Origin of the sequence: Paracoccus denitrificans, from assembly GCF_900100045.1 — a bacterium.
GTDB lineage: Bacteria > Pseudomonadota > Alphaproteobacteria > Rhodobacterales > Rhodobacteraceae > Paracoccus > Paracoccus denitrificans.
This window is the reverse complement of record NZ_FNEA01000001.1, coordinates 203062-222546: the sequence shown is the minus strand read 5'-3', so window position 1 is coordinate 222546 and position 19485 is coordinate 203062. Positions and strand designations below refer to the sequence as shown.

Below are 19485 nucleotides of genomic sequence, written 5' to 3'. Positions count from 1 at the left end.
CCGAGAAGCCGGAAACCAGGTTCCAGGGCCGGGCACATGAGGTCACGGAGGAGGCCGAATGACAGGATCAGACGAATTCAGACCCTCTCGCAGGGGCGTGCTGGGCTTTGCGCTTGCCGGGGCGGTCACGGCGGGGTTGGGAACCCGTGCGGCCCAGGCCGCCAGGATCGCGACCAAGGCGCGCATCGTCGTCATCGGCGCCGGGGCCGGCGGCACCGCGCTGGTCAACCGCCTCGTCCAGCGGCTGGACGGCGCGCAGATCATCCTGATCGATCCCAGGCCGCAGCATTACTATCAGCCGGGGTTGTCGCTGGTGGCGGCCGGCCTGAAACCCACCGGCTATGTCGTCTCGCGGACCAGCGAATGGCTGCCCTCGGGCGTGACATTGGTCGCCGAGGCCGCGGTCGCCATCGACCCGGTGGGCAAGTCCGTCTCGACCGAGAACGGGCAGAAGCTCGAATACGATTTCCTGGTGGTGGCGCCGGGGCTGGCGCTGGATCACGACGCGATCGAGGGCTTTTCGCTCGACATGGTGGGCAAGGACGGGATCGGTGCGCTTTACGCCGGCCCGGATTACGCGGCCAAGACCTGGCAGGCGGCGTGGAAATTCACCGAGGAAGGCGGCATCGGCCTGTTCACCCGCCCCGAGACCGAGATGAAATGCGCCGGCGCGCCGCTGAAGCACACCTTCCTGATCGAGGACATCGCCAGCCGCAGCGGCGCCAGGGGCAGGTATGAGATGCATTACGCCTGTCCGCAGACGGCGCTGTTCTCGGTGCCGATCGTCGCGGAAAAGGTGCGAATGCTGTTCGGGCAGCGCGGCGTCGCCACCCATTACAGCCATACGCTGAAATCCATCGATCCCGGCCGCAAGACGGCACGGTTCGAGACTGCGGCCACCGATCCGGCGACGGGCGAACTCGTCAAGTCCACCGCCGAGATGCCCTATGACTACCTGCACGTCATCCCGCCGCAGCGCGCGCCCGCGGTGATCCGGCAGTCGGGCCTTTCCTGGGCCGACAAATGGACCGACCAGGGCTGGGTCGAATGCGACATGAAGACCCTGCGCCATCTGCGCTATCCCGAGATCTTCGCGCTCGGCGATGTGGCGGGGGTGCCCAAGGGCAAGACCGCGGCCTCGGTGAAATGGCAGGTTCCGGTGATCGAGGACCATCTGGTCGCCGCCATCGAGGGCCGCGAGGGGACCGCGATCTATGACGGCTACACCTCCTGCCCGCTGATCACCCGCGTCGGACGGGCCATGCTGGTCGAGTTCGACTATCACAACAACCTGGTGCCCTCGTTCCCCGGCGTCATCGCCCCGCTGGAGGAATTGTGGATCAGCTGGCTGATGAAGGAAGTGGCGCTGAAGGCCACCTACAACGCCATGCTGCGCGGCCGGGCCTGACAGGGGAAGCATCATGAAAGAGTTGACATTCGGCACGCTGATCGCTGTTTTCGAAGAGATTTTCGGGCGCGGCCTGTTCTGGATCATGGTCGCGCTCGCCGCACTGGTCACGCTGGCCTATCTTTATGTGCTGATCCGCGACCGCGCGGTGTCGATGCGCAAATTCCTGTGGGCCCAGCTTTCCATGCCTTTCGGCGCGATCCTGGCCGTGATCTTCGTCCAGCGGATGACGCATTCCGGCCTGCGCGACATCGGCGGGCCGATCGACGTGATCGTGCTTCTGGGCGTGGCCGTGCTGGGCGCCGTGGGCGGAGCCATCCTGGTCTATACGCTTCAATCGCTGCTGCGGCCGCCGCGACCCCGGCAGAATCCCTGATCCGGGCCAAGGCGCCTGTGCTGGCCCAGGCGGACGATGGGCTTTCTTCCTGGCGGATCACTTCTATCTGCGGGTGTAGCCTGACACCGGGGGCCACCAGCCCCCGGAAGTTTGCTGCTCGTCGTCGGGCCGGGCCTCAGGTGCGGAACACGCGATAGACCGCCGGGATCACCAGAACCGTCAGCAGCGTCGACGAGATCAGCCCGAAGAACAGCGAGATCGCCAGCCCCTGGAAGATCGGATCGGTCAGGATCACCGCCGCGCCGATCATCGCCGCCAGCGCGGTCAGCAGGATCGGCCGGAACCGCACGGCGCCGGCATCGATCAGCACCTCGGTCAGCGGACGGCCCGTGATGTCGTGGCGGATGAAATCCACCAACAGGATCGAATTGCGCACGATGATCCCCGCAAGCGCGATGAAGCCGATCATCGAGGGCGCCGAGAAGGGTGCGCCGAACAGCCAATGCCCGCCCAGGATGCCGATGAAGGTCAAGGGTACAGGCGTCAGGATCACCAGCGGCAGTCGGAACGAGCCGAACTGGGCCACGACCAGGATATAGATGCCCAGAAGCGCCACCGCGAAGGCCCCGCCCATGTCGCGGAAGGTGACCCAGGTCACCTCCCATTCGCCGTCCCACAGCAATGTGCTGGCGCTGTCGTCCTGGGGCTGGCCGCGCAGCCGGATCTCGGGCTTGGGCAAGCCAGTCCAGTCCTGCGCCTCCAGCGCGTCGCGCACGGCGAGCATGCCGTAGAGCGGTGCCTCGAAATCGCCGGCGAGTTCGGCGGTCACCATCTCGGCCGGTCGGCCATTGTGGCGAAACAGGATATGCGAGGCGCGCTCATCCTCGATCCGCACCACGTCGCCCAGCTCGACCACGCCGCGATTGCCGGGCAGAAGATCGGCCGGGATCGGCGTGGTCAGGAAATCCTCGCCCGGAACGCGCTGTTCCCTGGGCCGCTCGACCCGGATCGGGATCGGCGCCCGGCCCTCGCCCCGGTGCGAATAACCGACGGTGGTCGAGCCGTTCAGGATGGCAATGCTGTCGAAGACGTCCGATTCAGCCACGCCGTAGAAATCCAGGTCGTCGGGCGAAATCAGCGCCCGCAGCCGTGGCGCCGCCTCGCCCCAGGAATTGTCCACATCCACGATGAAGGGGACTAAGCGGAACGCCGCCTCGACCTTTTCGCCGACTGCGCGGCGGGTTTCGGGGTCGGGGCCATAGATCTCGGCCAGCAGCGTCGCCATGACCGGCGGACCGGGCGGCGGCTCGACGACCTTCAGCACCGTGCCTGGGGGCACCGCCAGCGCCTGGAGGCGCGCGCGCAGGTCCAGGGCAATCTGGTGGCTCGAGCGGTCGCGGTCGTGCTTGGGGGTCAGGTTGACCGCCACCTCGCCCTGATGCGGCTGGGTGCGATAGAAGGAATGCCGCACCAAGCCGTTGAAGTTGAAGGGCGCCGCGGCGGCGGCATGGGTCTGGACCGAGATCACCTCGGGCAGCTCCATTGCCGCCCCGGCCACCACTTGCGCCACGGCATCCGTGGTCTCGACCGCGGCGCCTTCGGGCAGGTCGATGGTCACCGACAGCTCCGACTTGTTGTCGAAAGGCAAAAGCTTGACCGTCACGTCGCGGGTGTAGAACAGCGCCAGCGAGCCGAAGGTCAGCACGATCACCCCGCCGAGGAACAGCCAGCTGCGCCCCTTGCTGGCCAGCACCGGCCGGGCGATGGCGGCATAGGCGCGGCCCAGGCGACCGCCCTGCCCTTCGGCATCGTGATGCAGCGGCGCGCGGCCGGCAACCTTCAGCATCAGCCAGGGCGTGACCGTCACCGCGACGAAGAAGGAAAAGATCATCGCCACCGAGGCGTTCGAGGGGATCGGGCTCATGTAAGGCCCCATCATCCCCGACACGAACAGCATCGGCAGCAGCGCCACCACAACGGTCAGTGTGGCGACGATGGTCGGGTTGCCGACCTCGATCACCGCTTCGATGGCGCTTTCGCGCCGGTCACGGACGACCATACCCCAATGCCGGGCGATATTCTCGATCACCACGATGGCGTCGTCGACCAGGATGCCGATCGAGAAGATCAGCGCGAACAGGCTGACCCGGTTCAGCGTATAGCCCATGATCCACGAGGCAAACAGCGTCAGCAGGATCGTGACCGGGATCACCACCGCCACCACCAGCGCCTCGCGCCGGCCGATGGCGAGCCACACCAGCGCGATGATCGACAGCGTCGCAAGGCCCAGGTGGTAAAGCAGTTCGTTGGCCTTTTCGTTGGCCGTCTCGCCATAGTCGCGGGTAATTTCCACCTGCATGTCGTCGGGGATCAGCGTGCCCTGCAGCGCCTCGGCACGATGCAGGATCGCCTCGGCCACGGTGACCGCATTGGCGCCGGCGCGCTTGGCCACGGCCAGGGTCACCGCCGGGCGGCGGCCGGAATCGTCGGTCACGGTGGCGACCAGCGCCTCGGCCGTGTCGGTGACGAAGCCCACATCGGCCACGTCGCGGACATAGACCGGGCGGCCGTCGCGGGCGGTCAGCACCAGGTTGCCGATCTCTTCGGGGCTGCGCAGGGTTTCGCCCGCCACCAGCATCACCTGCTGGCCGCCGTCGCGCAGCAATCCCGCAGGCAAGGCGCGGTTGGCGCCCTGGACCTTGCCGGCAAGCTGCTGCAGCGTGATGCCGTAAAGCGCCAGCCGGCCGGGATCGGGGGCGATGCGGATCGCCTCGTCCGTCTCGCCGATCAGGTAGGTCAGGCCGACATCGTCGATCTTGGCCAGTTCGGTGCGCAATTCGCGGGCGATGCGGGTCAGTTCGGCCCCCGTCACCCGCTCAGCCGCATCAGGTCGGGCCGAAAGCGTCAGCGCCACGATGGCCACGTCGTCGATGCCGCGGCCCACCACCTGCGGCTCGGGGATGCCCATGGGGATGCGGTCCATGTTGGCGCGCAGCTTGTCATGCACGCGCAGCACCGCGGCATCCGAGGGCGTGCCGACCAGGAAGCGCGCAGTCACCAGAACGCCGTCGTCCTGGGTCTGGGAATAGATATGCTCGACCCCGTCGATGCCTTTGACGATGGTCTCAAGCGGCTCGGTCACCAGCTTGACCGCATCCTCGGCGCGCAGCCCGGGGGCCTGGACGCGGATATCGACCATGGGAACCGAGATCTGCGGCTCTTCCTCGCGCGGCAGGCTGATCAGGGCCAGCAGCCCGAAGGCCAGCGCCGCGATCAGGAAAAGCGGCGTCAGGGGCGAGGTGATGAAGCCGCGCGTCAGCCAGCCGGCTAGGCCGGGGCTGCGGGGGGTATCGCCGGGCAAGTTCATGGGACGATCACCCCTTCCCCCGGCGCAAGGCCGGTCAGGATCTCGACCATGTCGATGCCGTCCTGCGCAAGGATTCCGCCGGTCACCACCGCACGCCGCGCCCCGCCCGAGGCGCCGGCCACGCTGACGAAATCCACTCCGGCGCGGGTGGTGATCGCCGCAGCCGGCACCAGCAGCGCCCGGCGCTGGCCTACCGGCAGGTCCACCGCCACGCGGGCGCCGACAAAGGCGTCGGGCAGCCGGTCGACCTCGACATCGGCCTGCACCCGGCCGCCCTGGATCAGCGGATAGACCTTGGCCAGCCGGCCCGTCGCAGCCCTGCCGCCAGCCCTGATCTGGATCTCAGCCCCCTCGGCCAGGTCGGCGGCATGGCGTTCCGGCACCGACAGGCGCAGGAAAAAGCCGCCGCCGCCCACGCTCGCCACCACCTCGCCCGGCATGACGACCGAGCCGCGCACCGCCGGCACGCTCAGCACCCGGCCCGAGACGGGGGCCAGAACGGCGCCCTCGGCCTGCTGCTGCTCGATGATGGCACGCTCGGCCTCGGTCGCGGCGATCTGGCCGCGGATGACATCGACCGCGGTCCGCAACTGTTCCAGCCGCTGCTGCGAGGCCGCGCCGCGCTGCACAAGCGACTGGCCGCGCGCGAAGTCGGATTCCGCCTCGGCCAGTTGCGCCCGCAACGCCTCGATCCGCGAGGCATAGGCGGCGATCTGGAAGGCGATCTTGTCGTCGCGGACCGTGGCAAGCGTCGCCCCCTCCTCGACCCGGTCGCCCTCGCCCACCAGCAGTTCCACGACCGTGCCGCCGATGCGCGCCCGTGCCGGGATGGTGTCCCGCGCCTCGACGGTGCCGTAGACGGCCTTCATCTCGGGGACCGTGCTCCAGTCAAGGCTCAGGGGCTCGGCCAGCGCCGGCCCGGCCGCGACAAGCGCGACAAGCAGCAGCAATCGCATGGATCGGCCTTTCAGAAGGCGCAGCCGGGTTTGATGCCAAGCTTGCGCAGGACCATGGCCGCCGGGCAGAAGCCGGTGAAGGCGGATTGCAGCAGGTTCAGGCCGACAAAGACCGTCAGCCAGACGAACCAGGGCGAAACCCAGACGGTCAGCGCCACGGAAAGCAGGACCATGAACCCCGCAAAGGCAAGAACGGAACGGTCGAGTGTCATCGCAGAACTCCTGAATAGCTGTTTGCCGACAGTATATACATATATTCGTATAATCGTTTTGAAAGAGGAATTCTGTGCCGCTGCCAAAATTTCCGATGCATGCGGTCCTACATTCGGATGCGCTTCCAGCCGGTGATCATGGGGCGGATCAGGTTCTCGCGCTTCCACAGGCGATAGAACAGCACGACCGCGACATGCAGCAGAACCATCAGCAGGATCATGTTGCCAATAATGTCATGCAGGTTCAGTGCCATGCGAGATATTCTTGAACTGACCGCATCGGCCAGCGGCCCGGTATTGACGTAGTCCTGCGGATCGGCCACCAGCCCGGTCGCCACCTGTGCCGCCAGTGCAAGCAGCAGCAGGATCACGAACAGACCGCCCAGGGGGTTGTGACCGGGCCAGTGGCTGGGGCTGCGCGCCGGCATCTGCCGCAGATAGGCAAGCACCGTCCGGGGACCATGAAGGCAGCTTCGGAACCGCGCCGGACGCGGCCCGACAAAGCCCCAGAGCAACCGAAAGGCCAAAAGCCCGATCACCGCATATCCGAACAGGAAATGCAAAGTCATGATATCGGGGCCGAACTTGCCCAGCCCCCAGGCGGCGGCAACGCAGGCGGCAAGCGCCCAGTGAAAGATCCGCAGCGGCAGATCCCATAGCCGGACCAGTTGCGTCTGGTCCGCGGCCGCTACGGCGGTATCGTCGCGCATCCTAGAAATCCTTGGCGCGATAGCTGTCGTGGCACGCCTTGCAGGTCGCCCCGACCTTGCCGACGGCGGGGGCAAGCGCCTCCTGCCCTTCTCCGGCGACCCCGTTCAGCGTGGCGACGGCCTCGCGGAAGGCCATGCCCTTGGCGCGGTAATCCTCGGCCTGCTCCCAGATCGCCGGCAGGGCGCGGGTCTTGCCCGCCAGTTCGGCATTCGAGGTTCCGGGCATCAGCAGGTCGTCATGCAGATATTCCGACAGCACCTTCAGATCGGCGGCCAGCGCCTTGGCCCGTTCGGCATCATAGGGCGCCTTGCCCTGGGCCATGGCGGCCAGCCCGCCCATCTCCAGGTTGACCAGGCTGTAATAGCCGATGCGCGCCGCGGCGATGTCGCCGGGCTCGGCCGCCTGGGCCAGTGCGGGAAAGGTCAGGGCAAACGCCGTCAGGATCGTCTTGTGCATGGAAATCACCTTTGCTTGCAGAGTGTTGGGCTTGCGGGTGCGGATTAAGTTAAGCTCCGTAACATTCATAATTTCGAAGATTAATGTGGCAAACTGCCGCGATGCGGCGACAGGGCGAGTTCCTGCCAAGGGCCGGCGGGGCGGTCCCTGGGGCCGCACCTTGACCGTATATTCGCAATAATGTAGCTAAAGGGGATGAGCGCCCACGTCAGCATAGACCCCGAAAGCATGCGCGCTGCCGCCGACGAGGCCAGCGAGTTCCTGAAATCGCTTGGCAACCGTCACCGGCTGCTGATCCTGTGCCAGTTGGTGCAGGGCGAAAAATCGGTGGGGCAGCTCGCAGAGTTCCTGGGCATCCGCGATTCGACCGTGTCGCAACACCTGGCGCTTTTGCGGCGCGACAGGATCATCGCCGGCCGGCGCGACGGGCAGACGATCTGGTATCGGATCGAAAGCCAGACGGCGCGGCAGGTGATGGAAGTGCTTTACAGCAGTTTCTGCGGCCGGGACGGCTGACGGCCCGGCAATCGCAATGCCGACGGCGCGGAAACGGCGGGCGTCACGCCCGGCCGGGAACCGCCGGCCGCCGGGACATCGCATGCAGTGCCCGGGCCCGGGCACCTGAGCGGCACCAGCCGAGTACCGGCCCCTCCGCCTCGGCCAGGGTCCGGCGAAAGGCCGTGACCTGGCTGGTCGTGGGCAGGCCGGCCACCGGGATGTGCCGGGCGGTCAAGCCAAGGCGCGCGGCCTCGGCCGCGATGGTGGCGAAATCGGGCTGGCCCCGCTCCTCGCCATCGCAAAGGAAGCAGACCAGCACGCGGAATCCGGCCTCGGCAATGGCTGGCAGGTCCTCGGGGTGGATCTGCCCGGTGACCGAGAACCTGTCGTCGATCTTGCGCAACCGCGGCCGGCCGCGCCGCCGAAAAGGCCACATTCACGCCCCCTGCCGGTCGCCGGCGGAAAGGACGGAGCGGGCGGCGACCCAGCCCTGCACTGCCTTCGCCATGCCGATTCCGGCGATCATCGTTGCGGTAAAGACCAGCGGTTCGGGACGGATGAGGCCGATTGCGGGAATGGCCCCGCCGGGACAAAAGCCCGACAGCCCCCAGCCGATGCCGAACAGTGCCGAGCCGCCGACCAGGGGCGCGTCGATCTCGCGCCCCTGGGGCAGGTGAAAGCGCAGGTCGAAGACCGGTGCCGGGCGGCGCAGCACCAGCCGGTAGCCCAGGAAGGTCACCGCCAGCGCGCCACCCATCACCAAGGCCAGGGAAGGGTCCCAATCCCCCGCCACGTCGAAGAAATTCAGCACCTTGGCCGGGTTCGCCATGCCAGAGACGGCGATGCCGGCGCCAAAGACCAACCCGATCGGCAGGGCCATGAGCAGCGCCATCTCAGCCCCCTGCCAGCAGGTGGCGCGTGGCATAGACCGTCAGCCCGGTCGCCAGCATGAAGCTTAGCGTCGCCACGATCGAGCGCGCCGAAAGCCGTGCCATGCCGCAGACCCCGTGACCCGAGGTGCAACCGCCGCCATAGCTTACCCCGATCCCGACCAGCAGCCCGCTGAGCGCGGTCAAGCCCAGCGGCACCGGGCTTGCGAAATCGATCTTTATCCCAACCGGCCACATCAGCAGCAGCGGCGCCGCCACGGCGCCCGCCAGGAAGGCCAGCCGCCAGCCCCGCCCTGCCCCCGGTGCGAAAGCCCCGGCCAGGATGCCGGTCATGCCGGCGATGCGGCCGTGGAATGCCATCAGCAGCACCGCCGACAGGCCGATCAACGCACCGCCCAGAAGCGATTGAACAGGCGTGAACTCGGTCATTCCCGGCCACCCGTGCGGATGCCCAGCAGCGCCCAGATCGGGCAGAACCGCACCACGCCGGTCACCACCAGCACCAGCCCGACGATCACCGACACCCAGGTCCAAAGCGCCGAAAGCCCGGCCAGGAACGGCAATGCCACCAGCACGATGCCCAGGATCAGCCGCAGCGCGCGCTCGGCACTTCCGATGTTGATCTGCATTTCTTGTCCTTTCCGGTTTCAGTCCCAGGGCGCCTGCAACAGGTCCAGCGGGATCTTCAGATAGCGCCGCCCGTTCGATTCCGGCTCGGGCAGGCGGCCGGCATTGGTGTTGACCTGCAAGGCATGCAGGATCAGCTTGGGCATGGGCAGGGTTCGGTCGCGGGCCTCGCGCGCTGCGACGAACTCGGCCTCGCTGCGGTATTGCGCCATGTGGATGTTGTGGGCCTTCTGCTCGGCCACCGTCGATTCCCAGCGCGGCTCGCGCCCGCCCTGGCAATAATCGTGGCCGGTGAAGACGCGCGTCTCGTCCGGCAAGGCCAGGATCGCCTGGATCGAGCGCCACAGCACATGCGCGTCGCCCCCGGGAAAATCGGCCCGCGCCGTGCCGCTGTCGGGCATGAACAGCGTGTCATGCACGAAGGCCGCGTCGCCGATGACATAGCTGATCGAGGCCAGCGTATGACCGGGCGAAAACATCACCCGGGCCGGGATATCGCCGACCCGGAAGGTCTCGCCCTCGGCGAAGAGCCGGTCCCATTGCGAACCGTCGGCGGGAAAATCCGGCCAGTTGTAGAATTCCTTCCACAGCTTCTGCACCTCGACCACCTTCTCGCCGATGGCGGTGGGGGCGCCGGTCTTGCGCTTGAGGTAGTCGGCGGCCGAGAAATGGTCGGCATGGGGATGGGTGTCCAGAATCCACTGCACAGCATAGCCGCGCCCGGCGACGAAGTTCAGGATGCGGTCGGCCTCGATGGTGGCGGTGGCGCCGGATTTCTCGTCATAGTCCAGCACCGGGTCGATGATGGCGCAATTCTTCGTCGCCGGATCGGCCACGACATATTGCACCGAGCCGGTCCGCGCCTCGTAGAATCCTGTCACCTCGGGGGCATGGGTCATCGGATACTCCCTTTTTCTTGTCGCCGTTTCCGCATGGGCCGGAGCCCAGTGCATATACGAGTATGCGAATATATGCAACGCGATGCGGGGAAAGGCAATGCGGATGCGCCATGTTGTCCCGCCGCTTTTATCCCACGGAGGCGAAAACCAGGGGGCCGGCCCTGCCGATCCCGAGACGGTGCATGCCCGCCGCCAAGGCTTGCCCGCAAGGAACTGGCAAGGACCGCGACCCGTGCTATGATCGAAAGACACGCCTAGCCAGTTTGGGAACCATGCCATGTGCGAAGTCTTCTCCCGCCAGGATCCGCGCCGCTATCAGCCGGTGACCCGCAAGCTGCGGCTGAACGGGCAAAGCACCTCGATCCGGCTGGAGCAGGCGTTCTGGGACATCCTGGACGACATCGCCGCAGGCGAGGGCATGGCGACGCCCGCTTTCCTGTCCACGCTGCAATCCGAGGTGCTGCAATTGCGGGGCGAGCCGGTGAACTTTACCTCGCTTCTGCGCTGCGCCTGCCTGGTGCAGCTGGAACGGCGCGGCAGCGGTGCGGGGGATTTCCGCCAGGCCGCGCAGCGGGTGGCGCAGGCCGCCTGACCCGGTTTTCCGCAAGAAATCCGGCGCGTGGTAGCATGATGCTACCCGCCGGGGCGGCGTCCTTCCGATACTGGTGGAAAAGATCGGAAAGGAACCCGCATGGCCAAGATGATTCATTCGATGATCCGCGTGATGGACGAGGCGCGCTCGCTGGCCTTCTACAAGGCGGCCTTTGGCCTGGAGCCCGTCGAGCGGCTGGATTTCGACAGTTTCACGCTGGTTTACCTGGCCAATGCGGAAAGCAGCTTCGAGCTGGAGCTGACCATCAACAAGGGCCGCGAGGAACCCTATGACCTGGGCGACGGCTACGGCCATCTGGCCGTCTCGGTCGAGGATGTCGCGGCGGAACACCGGCGGCTGACCGATCTGGGCCTTGCCCCGCGCAAACTGGTGGATTTCGCCCCCGGCGGCGAGGTAATCGCCCGCTTCTTCTTCATCAAGGATCCGGACGGCTACGAGATCGAGGTGCTGCAACGCGCAGGCCGTTACCTCTAGGCAGGCAGCCCGCCGGGAGGGGCGGGCCAACCAACTCAGGGAGGAGTAAATGACTGTCATCCACAAATCCCCCTCTGGCAGCGATGTCAGGGGGCTGACCCGGCGCGGCCTTCTGGCGCGCGCCATCGCGGCGGGCGCGACCTTCGTGGTCGGCGGAGGCTTCGTCGCCGCCCGCGATGCGGCCTGGGCGGTCGAGACCGCCGCGCTGAAGCCCGAGACGATGGCGGTGCTGATCCAGATGGCCCGCGACATCTATCCGCATGACCGCATCGCCGACCGCTTCTATGCCATCGCCGTCAAGGCGCATGACACCCCCGAACAGGCGCAGGTGATCGAGGAAGGCGTGGCCGGCCTGAACCTGGTCGCGCAGGCGCAGGGCTTCGAGGGCTATCTGGCCGCGGGCTGGGAAAAGGACCGCGTCGCCATGCTGCGCATGATCGAGCACACGCCCTTTTTCCAGACCATCCGCGCCGGGCTGGTGACCGGGCTCTACAACCAGAAGGAGGTCTGGCCGGTCTTTGGCTATGAGGGCGAAAGCTTTTCGCAGGGCGGCTATATCGAGCGCGGCTTCAACGACATCGACTGGCTGTGAGGGAGGCGGAGATGGCTGACAATATGGCGAAATTCGGGCATGACGACGCCTCGGTCGTGGTCGTGGTCGGCACCGGCTCGGGCGGCGGCGTGCTGGCCAACGAACTGGCGCAAAGGGGCGTCAAGGTCGTGGCGCTGGAGGCCGGCGGGCGCTACCTGCCCGAGGATTACATCAACGACGAATGGGACAGCTTCGCGCAGCTGAGCTGGGGCGACATGCGCACCACCTCGGGCGACTGGCGGGTGGCGCGGGACTTTGCCAACCTGCCGGCCTGGATCGTCAAGGCGGTCGGCGGCACCTCGATCCACTGGGCCGGCGCATCGCTGCGCTTCCAGGAACACGAGTTCAAGGCGCTGACGACCTATGGCCCGGTGGACGGCGCCAGCCTGCTGGACTGGCCGATCACGCTGGCCGACCTGGAGCCCTATTACGACCTGGCCGAGAAGAAGCTGGGCGTCACCCGCACCAACGAACTGCCCGGCCTGCCGGGAAACAACAACTACCTGGTGCTGGAAAAGGGCGCCAAGGCCGCTGGCTACAGCAAGGTCTCGACCGGGCGCATGGCGATCAACTCGGTCGATTACGACGACCGCATGGCCTGCCAGCAGACCGGCTTCTGCTTCCAGGGCTGCAAATGGGGCGCGAAATGGTCGGCGGCCTATACCGACATCCCGCGCGGCGAGGCGACCGGCAACCTCGAGGTTCGCGACCATAGCCACGCCACCCGGATCGAGCATGACGATGACGGCAAGGTCACCGGCGTGCGCTATATCGACCGGGACGGGACCGAGCAGTTCCAGCGCGCCCGCATCGTCGCCGTCGCCGGCAACTCGATCGAAAGCCCGCGCCTGCTGCTGGCCTCGGCTTCGGAGCGGTTTCCGGACGGGCTGGCGAACAGTTCGGGCCAGGTCGGGCGCAACTACATGCGCCACACCACCGGCTCGGTCTATGCGATCTTCGAACGCCCGGTGCGGATGTGGCGCGGCACCACCATGGCCGGCATCGTGCAGGATGAGGCGCATCACGACCCCGCCCGCGGCTTCGTCGGCGGCTATGAGCTGGAGACGCTGGCCCTGGGCATCCCCTTCATGGCGGCCTTCATGGACCCCGGCGGCTGGGGGCGCGAGTTCACCTCGGCGCTGGACAGCTATGAGAACATGGCCGGCATGTGGATCGTGGGCGAGGACCTGCCGCAAGAGACGAACCGCATCACGCTGAACCGCGGCGAAACCGACCGTTTCGGACTGCCGGTGCCGAATGTGCATTACGACGACCATCCCAACGACATCGCCATGCGCAATCATGCCTATGCCGCGGGCGAGCGGATCTATCGCGCGGCGGGTGCGACGCGGGTGCTGCCGACGCCGCCCTACCCCTCGACCCACAACCTGGGCACCAACCGCATGTCGGAAAACCCGCGCGACGGGGTGGTGAACAAATGGGGCCAGTCGCATGACATCCCGAACCTGTTCGTCTCGGACGGTTCGGTCTTCACCACCTCGGCGGCCGAAAACCCGACGCTGACCATCGTCGCGCTGGCGATCCGGCAGGCGGAGCATATCGCCGCCGAGATGGAGAAGGGTGCGCTTTGACCAAGGGACGGCCCGCCCGGTCGACCGGCGGGCTGTCTGCCTGTCCTTGGGCGCCGCAAGCGGGCTTGGCCCGCTTATGCGCGCTTCAGCTGCTTGGCGTAGGGCAGCTCGATATTAATCTCCAGGCTCGACAGATCGTCGCTGCGCTCCAGCTTGACGTCCACGGCGTCGCTGTCGATCTCCATGTGCCGGCGCACCACCTCCAGGATGTCGCGCTGCAACAGCGGCAGGAAATCCGGGTTGGACCCGCCGCTGGAACGTTCATGCGCCAGCAGGATCTGCAGGCGTTCCTTGGCGGTTTGCGCCGAACTGGGCTTTCGCTGGCGGAATGAAAAACCGAACATGTCAGGCCGTCCGTCCCAGAAGCCGCTGGAAGAAGCCGCGGCGCTGCTCGCCGGGGTTCACCCGCATCTCGATCTGCTCGCCGACCAGCCGGCCCACCGCATCCATATAGGCCTTGCCCGCCGGCGATTTCTCGTCCAGCGAAACCGGCGTGCCCTCGTTCGAAGCCTTCAGGACCGAGGTGCTTTCGGGGATGATGCCCAGCAGCGGGATGGCCAGGATCTCCAGCACGTCCTCGACGCTCATCATCTCGCCGTTGGCCGAGCGGTTCTGGTCAAAGCGGGTCAGCAGCAGCTGCGCCTTGACCGCGCTGCCGTCGCCCTTTTCCGCCAGCGCGGTCTTGCTGTTCAGCAGGCCCAGCACCCGGTCGCTGTCGCGGACCGAAGAGACCTCGGGGTTGGTCACCACCACCGCCTCGTCGGCGTAATACATCGCCAGATGCGCGCCGCGCTCGATGCCGGCGGGGCTGTCGCAGACGATATAGTCGAACTCCTCGCGCAGTTCGTCCAGCACCTTCTTGACGCCCTCGGTCGTCAGTGCGTCCTTGTCGCGGGTCTGCGAGGTCGGCAGGACATGCAGGTTCTCAAGCCGCCGGTCCTTGATCAGCGCCTGCTTCAGCTTCGCATCGCCCTGGATGACGTTGATGAAGTCGAAGACCACGCGCCGTTCGCAGCCCATGATCATGTCCAGGTTGCGCAGGCCCACGTCGAAGTCGATCACGACCGTCTTGTGGCCGCGCATGGCGAGCCCTGCGCCGATGGCGGCAGAGGAGGTTGTCTTGCCGACGCCGCCCTTGCCGGAGGTGACTACGATAACCTTGCTCACGAGCGTTTCCTTTCGATCATGGGTTATTTGAGGGACTCGATGCGCAGCACCTCGCCCTGAAGATGGACCTGGACATATTGCCGCGGCGTGTCGGCCCCCAGGTTCTCGCTGGTGCGATAAAGCCCGGCGATGGCCAGCAGTTCGGCATCGAGCGCGTGGCAGAAGATTCGCGCCGAAGTGTCGCCGTTCACGCCCGCCAGCGCCCGGCCGCGCAGCCGGCCATAGATGTGGATGTTGCCGGCCGCGATCACCTCGGCCCCGGAACTGACCGAGCCGACGACGATCAGGTCGCCGCGGTCGGCAAAGACCGTCTGCCCCGAGCGCACCGGCTGGTTGATCATCAGATTCGCCGGCTCTTTCGGTGCGGGGGGAGCGGCGGGCACGGGGCGGCTGCCCTGGCGCGAGACGCGTTCCAGCGCCGCGTCGCGCCCGCCGGGCAACGAGATCAGCCCGGCCTCGGCCGCCGCGCGCGCCTGCGCGGGCGTGCCGCTCTGGATGCCAAAGACCGACAGCTTGCGCCGGCGCAGCTCGGCGGTCAGGTGCATCAGCTCCTGCGCGCTGTCCAGCCCTGCGGCCTGTTCCAGGTCGATGACCAGCGGCGCATTGTCGAAGAACAGCGGCGTCTGGTTCAGGCGCGCCTCCAACGCCTCGAAAAAGGTGCGATCCGGCCGGCCGGTCAGATGCAGCGCAATGGCCGTGAAGGTGCGGCCGCGGATCTGTAAAGGCTTCACGGTCGCGACGGTCTGGGCCGCGCTCTTGCCGGATTGCATCTGTCTGCTCGGTTCCGCTCTGTTCTGTTCTTCGTATCGGGCGGGCTGGACCGCCCGCGCCTTGGGCCATCTTCCTAATACGTCCCGGCCCGAGCGTCCATCGGCATCTGCCGCCCCGCCCGCCTTCGGCGGAACCGTGCGCAGAAACCGCCGCCCCCTTGGGCAGAAACCGCAGGCCGGGCGCGGGAACAATCCTCCGGCGCCAGGGGTTCGCCTGGGGATGATCGCAAGGGGGACGGCGATGTTCGCAGATCGCACGGATGCCGGACGCCGGCTTGGCGCCGCACTTTCCGGGCGCCGGGGCGGGTCCGTCCTGGTGCTGGCGCTGCCGCGCGGCGGCGTGCCGGTCGGGCTTGAGGTCGCAAGGGCCCTGGATGCGCCGCTGGATGTCCTTCTGGTCCGCAAGATCACGGCGCCCGCGCATCCCGAACTGGCCATCGGCGCCGTCGTGGACGGCAGCACGCCGCAACTGCTGCTCGACGACCAGCTCGTCGCCGCGACAGGCGCGACGGCCGAACATATCGCCGCCGAAAAGGCCCGGCAGCTGCGCGAGATCGAGCGCAGGCGGCAGGCCTATCGCGGCACCCGCCCGGCGCCCGAGATCCGGGGCCGCACCGTGATCGTGGTCGATGACGGCATCGCCACCGGCGCGACCATGCGCATCGCGCTCAGGGCGCTGGCGCGGTCGGGCGCGGCCCGGGTGATCGTCGCCGTCCCCGTCGCCCCGCCCGATGTGCTGGAGCTGATCCGCGCCGAGGCCGACGAGGTGGTCTGCCTGCGCACGCCCGAGCCCTTTCATGCGGTGGGCTTTCACTATGACGACTTCGACCAGACCAGCGACGAAGAGGTGGTTCGCGCGCTGGCCGAGGCCGGTCGCGGCCGGGATTGACAGCTGCCCTGCCCCGCCGCCGCCTCGATCCCGCATCCATGGCCCGCCTCGGGATTGCACATTCCCGTCGCGTCGCGCTAAATCCCTGCTGGAAATGGGGAAGGGATCCAGCATGAAACACGTCCTTGCCGCGGCGCTCGTCTGCGCCGCCTTCGCCGCGCCCTCGTTCGCGCAGGAAATCAAGATCGGCTACGCGCTGGCCGAGGACAGCCATTACGGCGCCGGCGCCAAGGCCTTCGAGGCCTCGCTCAAGGAAAGCCTGGGCGACCAGTTCAGCTTCCGTCACTTCCCCTCTTCGGGGCTGGGCGGCGAGCGCGAGGTGCTGGAGGGGCTGCAACTCGGCACCGTCGAGATGACCATCGCCTCGGACGGGACGCTGACCAATTTCGTGCCCGAGGTGGGCGTGCTGGGCATTCCCTTCCTGCTGCGCGACAAGGACCATGCCCGCAAGGTGCTGGATGGCGAAATCGGGCAGGAAATGCTGGCGAAATTCGACCCCGCCGGCCTGCATGCGCTGGCCTGGGGCGAGCAGGGCTTCCGCCATATCACCTCGAACCGCGGTGCGGTCGAGGCACCGGCCGACCTGAACGGACTCAAGATCCGCACCATGGAAAACCCGGTGCATATCGAGGCCTTCCGCGCCCTTGGCGCCGCCCCCACCCCGATGGCCTGGCCCGAGGTGATCGGCGCGCTGGAGCAAGGCGCCATCGACGGGCAGGAAAACCCGCTTTCAGTGATCGTCTCGGCCAAGCTGAACGAGGTGCAGAAATACCTGACGCTGGACGGGCACGTCTATTCCTCGACCATCATCCTGGTCTCGCCCGCCCTGTGGAACGGGCTGGACGATGCGCAGAAGGCGGCCTTCGAAAAGGCGGCCGGGGACGCGGTGACGGCCATGCGCGCCTATGTCGACGATGTCGATGCGTCGGGCATCGCCTCGATGCAAGAGGCCGGGATGCAGGTGAACGAGCTTTCGCCCGAGCAGAAGGCCGCCTTCCGCGAGGCGCTGGCCGGGCCTTACCAGCAATATGAGGCCCAGTTCGGCAAGGAGCTGATGGACCGCATCCAGGCGGTCGAGTAAGTCGCGATGCGCCGGATCGAACGCGCCTTCGTCACGCTGAACGGTGCCGTCCTGGTTCTGGGGCTGGCCGCGATGACGGTCATCCTGGGCTGGAACGTTGCCGGCCGCTACCTGACCGGCAATTCGCTGACCTGGGCCGACGAGGTCGCGCGCTACTCGATGATCTGGCTGACCTTCCTGGGCTGCGGTCTGGCGCTGCGCCATGGTGCGCACGCCGCCATCACCAATGCCCAGGATGCGCTGCCCACGCGGGGCCAGCTTGTCCTGCGAGGGCTGATCCTGCTGGTATTGTTCGGCTTTTTCGGCTTCATGGTCTGGGTCGGCATCGACTACATGAACCGCATGTCGATCCAGCGTTCCGCGGCGTTGCAGGTGCCGATGAGATGGATCTACGCCGCGATGCCCGCCGGTTTCGCGCTGATGATCGTCCATCTGGCGCTGATCGCGCCGCAATACCTGCGCGCCGGCTTGCAGCATTCCGACGAGGCCCCCCTTGGTTGAGATCCTGATCGCCGCCTTCCTGATCCTGATGATCATGGGGGTGCCCATCGCCTTCGCCCTGGCGATGGCGGCCTTTGCGGCGGTGGGCCTCTCGGGCCGCTATCCGCTGGTCGTGGTGGTGAAGGAGATGTTCACCGGCCTCGACAGCTTTCCGCTGCTGGCCGTGCCCTTCTTCATCCTCGCGGCCGAGATCATGTCCACCGGGGCGATCTCGCGCATGCTCCTGCGCTTTGCCTCGCAATTCGTGGGGCATCTGCGCGGGGGCCTGGGCTACGCCAATATCCTGACCGGCACGCTGTTTGCCGGGATTTCCGGCTCGGCGCTCGCCTCGGCGGCGGGGCCGGGTGCGATGATGGCGCGGATGATGGAGCGCAGCGGCTATTCCAAGGCCTATGCCGGGGCGCTGACCATCTCGGTCGCGGTGATCGACCCGATCATCCCGCCCTCGATCACCATGATCATCTATGCGCTGCAGGACCGCAATACCTCGGTCGGCTCGCTGTTCATGGCCGGCATCCTGCCCGGCCTGCTGATCGCGGGGCTGCTGGCCATGGTGAACTGGTGGATCAGCCGCAAGCGCGGCTATCGCAGCGCCGAGCCTCGCCCGCCGGCGGGGCAGATGGTCCGCAACAGCTTTGCCGCCCTGCCCGCGCTGCTTCTGATCGTGCTGATCGTCGGCGGCATCCGCGGCGGCGTCTTCACCCCCACCGAAGCCTCGGTCGTGGCGGTGTTCTATGCCATCGTGACCAGCGCCTTCGTCTATCGCGGCTTTACGCTGGCGGACCTGTGGGGGGCGTTCCTGCGCTCGGCCATCATGTCGGTGGCGGTGCTGATGATCCTGGCCGCCGCCCGCGCCTTTGCCTGGGTGCTGATCATCGAGGGCGTGCCGCAGGCCATGGCCGATGCGGTGATCGCCATGGACCTGTCGCCCATCGCCTTCCTGCTGATGGTGAACCTGCTCTTGCTGGTCTTCGGCATGTTCATGGACCCGCTGCCGGGGGTGATGATCCTGGTGCCGATCCTGGCGCCCATCGCCCACAGCCTCGGCATCGCGGCGGATCATTTCGCCATCGTCGTGATCGTGAACCTGACCTTCGGGCTGATGACGCCGCCGGTCGGCGGGCTGATCTTCGTCGTGGCCTCGGCGACCAGGCAGAAGCCCTCGGCGCTGATTCGCGAGTTGCCGCCGTTCTTCCTGGCGGCTCTGGCCTCGCTGCTGATCCTGACCTTCGTGCCTGCCCTGTCCACATGGCTGCCGCGGATCAGCGGCTTCGCGCGCTAGCGCCCCTGCCAGGCCGGTCCCCCTGCCGCCCGTCGGCGATGCGCGGACCGGCTTGACTTGCCATACGTTATATATGACCATGCATAACGTATGAAACAGGCGGGAAGTCCGATGCGCAGGAATCACGCGATGTCGAAATCCGACTCACCGGGTGCCGCCGGGC

Annotated in this window: 24 protein-coding genes; 11 read left to right on the top strand and 13 right to left on the bottom strand. The window is 67.1% G+C overall.

What is annotated here, in order from left to right; all coding sequences use genetic code 11:
• Nucleotides 1-58: 58 nt before the first annotated feature.
• Entirely contained in the window at nt 59-1408 is a 1350-nt protein-coding gene (locus BLT64_RS01060; RefSeq protein ID WP_011750914.1) for an NAD(P)/FAD-dependent oxidoreductase, read from the top strand.
• 13 nt (nt 1409-1421) lie between these two features.
• On the top strand, nt 1422-1784 hold the full coding sequence (locus tag BLT64_RS01055) for a DUF5368 domain-containing protein (RefSeq protein ID WP_011750915.1): 363 nt from the start codon (nt 1422-1424) through the stop codon (nt 1782-1784).
• 136 nt (nt 1785-1920) lie between these two features.
• Here the strand turns inward: BLT64_RS01055 and BLT64_RS01050 are convergent, their stop codons facing one another.
• From BLT64_RS01050 to BLT64_RS01030, 5 genes are all read right to left on the bottom strand, one after another.
• Complete coding sequence (locus BLT64_RS01050) at nt 1921-5112, bottom strand: efflux RND transporter permease subunit (RefSeq protein WP_011750916.1); 3192 nt, start codon at nt 5110-5112, stop codon at nt 1921-1923.
• On the bottom strand, nt 5109-6068 hold the full coding sequence (locus BLT64_RS01045; protein ID WP_011750917.1) for an efflux RND transporter periplasmic adaptor subunit: 960 nt from the start codon (nt 6066-6068) through the stop codon (nt 5109-5111). Before BLT64_RS01045 ends, BLT64_RS01050 begins: the two co-directional genes overlap by 4 nt.
• Before the next feature lie 11 nt (nt 6069-6079).
• Nucleotides 6080-6280 (bottom strand): YgaP family membrane protein, encoded by a 201-nt coding sequence (locus BLT64_RS01040; protein ID WP_011750918.1) that lies wholly within the window; start codon nt 6278-6280, stop codon nt 6080-6082.
• A 107-nt stretch (nt 6281-6387) separates the two neighbouring features.
• The gene (locus BLT64_RS01035; protein ID WP_011750919.1) at nt 6388-6990 is read right to left on the bottom strand and encodes a cytochrome b/b6 domain-containing protein; all 603 of its coding nucleotides are present in this window, start codon (nt 6988-6990) and stop codon (nt 6388-6390) included.
• A gap of 1 nt (nt 6991) precedes the next feature.
• Entirely contained in the window at nt 6992-7447 is a 456-nt protein-coding gene (locus tag BLT64_RS01030) for a c-type cytochrome (RefSeq protein ID WP_011750920.1), read from the bottom strand.
• A gap of 195 nt (nt 7448-7642) precedes the next feature.
• Here BLT64_RS01030 and BLT64_RS01025 point away from each other — a divergent pair, with 195 nt between their 5' ends.
• Nucleotides 7643-7963: an ArsR/SmtB family transcription factor gene (locus tag BLT64_RS01025; RefSeq protein ID WP_011750921.1), complete on the top strand. Its 321-nt coding sequence runs from the start codon at nt 7643-7645 to the stop codon at nt 7961-7963.
• Nucleotides 7964-8006: 43 nt separating this feature from the next.
• Here BLT64_RS01025 and BLT64_RS01020 read toward each other — a convergent pair whose 3' ends face one another.
• From BLT64_RS01020 to BLT64_RS01000, 5 genes are read right to left on the bottom strand one after another with little or no spacing between them, the layout of a single operon-like run.
• Nucleotides 8007-8381: a protein tyrosine phosphatase family protein gene (locus tag BLT64_RS01020; protein ID WP_011750922.1), complete on the bottom strand. Its 375-nt coding sequence runs from the start codon at nt 8379-8381 to the stop codon at nt 8007-8009.
• Nucleotides 8382-8837, bottom strand: coding sequence for a DUF6691 family protein (locus BLT64_RS01015; protein ID WP_011750923.1), 456 nt, complete (start codon nt 8835-8837; stop codon nt 8382-8384).
• A 1-nt stretch (nt 8838) separates the two neighbouring features.
• The gene (locus BLT64_RS01010) at nt 8839-9264 is read right to left on the bottom strand and encodes a YeeE/YedE family protein (RefSeq protein WP_011750924.1); all 426 of its coding nucleotides are present in this window, start codon (nt 9262-9264) and stop codon (nt 8839-8841) included.
• On the bottom strand, nt 9261-9464 hold the full coding sequence (locus BLT64_RS01005; protein ID WP_011750925.1) for a YgaP family membrane protein: 204 nt from the start codon (nt 9462-9464) through the stop codon (nt 9261-9263). The genes BLT64_RS01010 and BLT64_RS01005 overlap by 4 nt, the downstream gene beginning before the upstream one ends.
• 18 nt (nt 9465-9482) lie before the next feature.
• The gene (locus BLT64_RS01000) at nt 9483-10361 is read right to left on the bottom strand and encodes an MBL fold metallo-hydrolase (protein WP_041530712.1); all 879 of its coding nucleotides are present in this window, start codon (nt 10359-10361) and stop codon (nt 9483-9485) included.
• A 277-nt stretch (nt 10362-10638) separates the two neighbouring features.
• On the opposite strand from BLT64_RS01000, the gene BLT64_RS00995 reads away from it, so the two are divergent.
• The 4 genes from BLT64_RS00995 (at nt 10639) to BLT64_RS00980 (ending at nt 13632) form a co-directional block, all read left to right on the top strand.
• Complete coding sequence (locus tag BLT64_RS00995; protein ID WP_011750927.1) at nt 10639-10953, top strand: ribbon-helix-helix domain-containing protein; 315 nt, start codon at nt 10639-10641, stop codon at nt 10951-10953.
• Between the two features lie 99 nt (nt 10954-11052).
• On the top strand, nt 11053-11448 hold the full coding sequence (locus BLT64_RS00990) for a VOC family protein (protein ID WP_011750928.1): 396 nt from the start codon (nt 11053-11055) through the stop codon (nt 11446-11448).
• A 49-nt stretch (nt 11449-11497) separates the two neighbouring features.
• Nucleotides 11498-12040, top strand: coding sequence for a hypothetical protein (locus tag BLT64_RS00985; RefSeq protein WP_011750929.1), 543 nt, complete (start codon nt 11498-11500; stop codon nt 12038-12040).
• A gap of 11 nt (nt 12041-12051) precedes the next feature.
• Nucleotides 12052-13632 (top strand): GMC family oxidoreductase, encoded by a 1581-nt coding sequence (locus BLT64_RS00980; RefSeq protein WP_011750930.1) that lies wholly within the window; start codon nt 12052-12054, stop codon nt 13630-13632.
• Between the two features lie 74 nt (nt 13633-13706).
• Here BLT64_RS00980 and minE read toward each other — a convergent pair whose 3' ends face one another.
• The 3 genes from minE to minC are packed head-to-tail and all read right to left on the bottom strand — an operon-like array spanning nt 13707 to nt 15569.
• Nucleotides 13707-13976, bottom strand: a complete 270-nt coding sequence (gene minE, locus BLT64_RS00975; protein ID WP_011750931.1) for a cell division topological specificity factor MinE — start codon at nt 13974-13976, stop codon at nt 13707-13709.
• A 1-nt stretch (nt 13977) separates the two neighbouring features.
• Nucleotides 13978-14799 carry a septum site-determining protein MinD gene (gene minD, locus BLT64_RS00970; RefSeq protein WP_041530713.1) on the bottom strand — a complete coding sequence of 274 codons (822 nt, stop codon included), beginning with the start codon at nt 14797-14799 and terminating at the stop codon, nt 13978-13980.
• A 23-nt stretch (nt 14800-14822) separates the two neighbouring features.
• Nucleotides 14823-15569 carry a septum site-determining protein MinC gene (gene minC / locus BLT64_RS00965; protein WP_011750933.1) on the bottom strand — a complete coding sequence of 249 codons (747 nt, stop codon included), beginning with the start codon at nt 15567-15569 and terminating at the stop codon, nt 14823-14825.
• Nucleotides 15570-15810: 241 nt separating this feature from the next.
• Here minC and BLT64_RS00960 point away from each other — a divergent pair, with 241 nt between their 5' ends.
• The 4 genes from BLT64_RS00960 (at nt 15811) to BLT64_RS00945 (ending at nt 19322) form a co-directional block, all read left to right on the top strand.
• A complete protein-coding gene (locus tag BLT64_RS00960; protein ID WP_217633905.1) occupies nt 15811-16458 on the top strand; it encodes a phosphoribosyltransferase in 648 nt (215 codons plus the stop codon).
• A gap of 112 nt (nt 16459-16570) precedes the next feature.
• Nucleotides 16571-17539, top strand: a complete 969-nt coding sequence (locus BLT64_RS00955) for a TRAP transporter substrate-binding protein (protein WP_011750935.1) — start codon at nt 16571-16573, stop codon at nt 17537-17539.
• 6 nt (nt 17540-17545) lie between these two features.
• A complete protein-coding gene (locus tag BLT64_RS00950) occupies nt 17546-18040 on the top strand; it encodes a TRAP transporter small permease (protein ID WP_011750936.1) in 495 nt (164 codons plus the stop codon).
• Nucleotides 18033-19322: a TRAP transporter large permease gene (locus tag BLT64_RS00945; protein ID WP_011750937.1), complete on the top strand. Its 1290-nt coding sequence runs from the start codon at nt 18033-18035 to the stop codon at nt 19320-19322. Before BLT64_RS00950 ends, BLT64_RS00945 begins: the two co-directional genes overlap by 8 nt.
• The last annotated feature ends 163 nt before the right edge of the window (nt 19323-19485 follow it).

Excerpts from the sequence above, each read along its gene's own strand:
- BLT64_RS00955 (WP_011750935.1), top strand. The coding sequence starts at position 16,571 with ATGAAACACGTCCTTGCCGCGGCGCTCGTCTGCGCCGCCTTCGCCGCG.
- minE (WP_011750931.1), bottom strand. The coding sequence starts at position 13,976 with ATGTTCGGTTTTTCATTCCGCCAGCGAAAGCCCAGTTCGGCGCAAACC.
- BLT64_RS01040 (WP_011750918.1), bottom strand. The coding sequence starts at position 6,280 with ATGACACTCGACCGTTCCGTTCTTGCCTTTGCGGGGTTCATGGTCCTG.
- BLT64_RS01050 (WP_011750916.1), bottom strand. The coding sequence starts at position 5,112 with ATGAACTTGCCCGGCGATACCCCCCGCAGCCCCGGCCTAGCCGGCTGG.
- BLT64_RS00950 (WP_011750936.1), top strand. The coding sequence starts at position 17,546 with ATGCGCCGGATCGAACGCGCCTTCGTCACGCTGAACGGTGCCGTCCTG.
- minC (WP_011750933.1), bottom strand. The coding sequence starts at position 15,569 with ATGCAATCCGGCAAGAGCGCGGCCCAGACCGTCGCGACCGTGAAGCCT.
- BLT64_RS01055 (WP_011750915.1), top strand. The coding sequence starts at position 1,422 with ATGAAAGAGTTGACATTCGGCACGCTGATCGCTGTTTTCGAAGAGATT.
- BLT64_RS00980 (WP_011750930.1), top strand. The coding sequence starts at position 12,052 with ATGGCTGACAATATGGCGAAATTCGGGCATGACGACGCCTCGGTCGTG.
- BLT64_RS00995 (WP_011750927.1), top strand. The coding sequence starts at position 10,639 with ATGTGCGAAGTCTTCTCCCGCCAGGATCCGCGCCGCTATCAGCCGGTG.
- BLT64_RS01015 (WP_011750923.1), bottom strand. The coding sequence starts at position 8,837 with ATGGCGCTGCTCATGGCCCTGCCGATCGGGTTGGTCTTTGGCGCCGGC.
- BLT64_RS01025 (WP_011750921.1), top strand. The coding sequence starts at position 7,643 with ATGAGCGCCCACGTCAGCATAGACCCCGAAAGCATGCGCGCTGCCGCC.
- BLT64_RS00985 (WP_011750929.1), top strand. The coding sequence starts at position 11,498 with ATGACTGTCATCCACAAATCCCCCTCTGGCAGCGATGTCAGGGGGCTG.
- BLT64_RS01020 (WP_011750922.1), bottom strand. The coding sequence starts at position 8,381 with ATGTGGCCTTTTCGGCGGCGCGGCCGGCCGCGGTTGCGCAAGATCGAC.
- BLT64_RS00990 (WP_011750928.1), top strand. The coding sequence starts at position 11,053 with ATGGCCAAGATGATTCATTCGATGATCCGCGTGATGGACGAGGCGCGC.
- BLT64_RS01045 (WP_011750917.1), bottom strand. The coding sequence starts at position 6,068 with ATGCGATTGCTGCTGCTTGTCGCGCTTGTCGCGGCCGGGCCGGCGCTG.
- BLT64_RS01060 (WP_011750914.1), top strand. The coding sequence starts at position 59 with ATGACAGGATCAGACGAATTCAGACCCTCTCGCAGGGGCGTGCTGGGC.
- BLT64_RS01030 (WP_011750920.1), bottom strand. The coding sequence starts at position 7,447 with ATGCACAAGACGATCCTGACGGCGTTTGCCCTGACCTTTCCCGCACTG.
- BLT64_RS01000 (WP_041530712.1), bottom strand. The coding sequence starts at position 10,361 with ATGACCCATGCCCCCGAGGTGACAGGATTCTACGAGGCGCGGACCGGC.
- BLT64_RS01010 (WP_011750924.1), bottom strand. The coding sequence starts at position 9,264 with ATGACCGAGTTCACGCCTGTTCAATCGCTTCTGGGCGGTGCGTTGATC.
- BLT64_RS00960 (WP_217633905.1), top strand. The coding sequence starts at position 15,811 with ATGTTCGCAGATCGCACGGATGCCGGACGCCGGCTTGGCGCCGCACTT.
- BLT64_RS01005 (WP_011750925.1), bottom strand. The coding sequence starts at position 9,464 with ATGCAGATCAACATCGGAAGTGCCGAGCGCGCGCTGCGGCTGATCCTG.
- BLT64_RS01035 (WP_011750919.1), bottom strand. The coding sequence starts at position 6,990 with ATGCGCGACGATACCGCCGTAGCGGCCGCGGACCAGACGCAACTGGTC.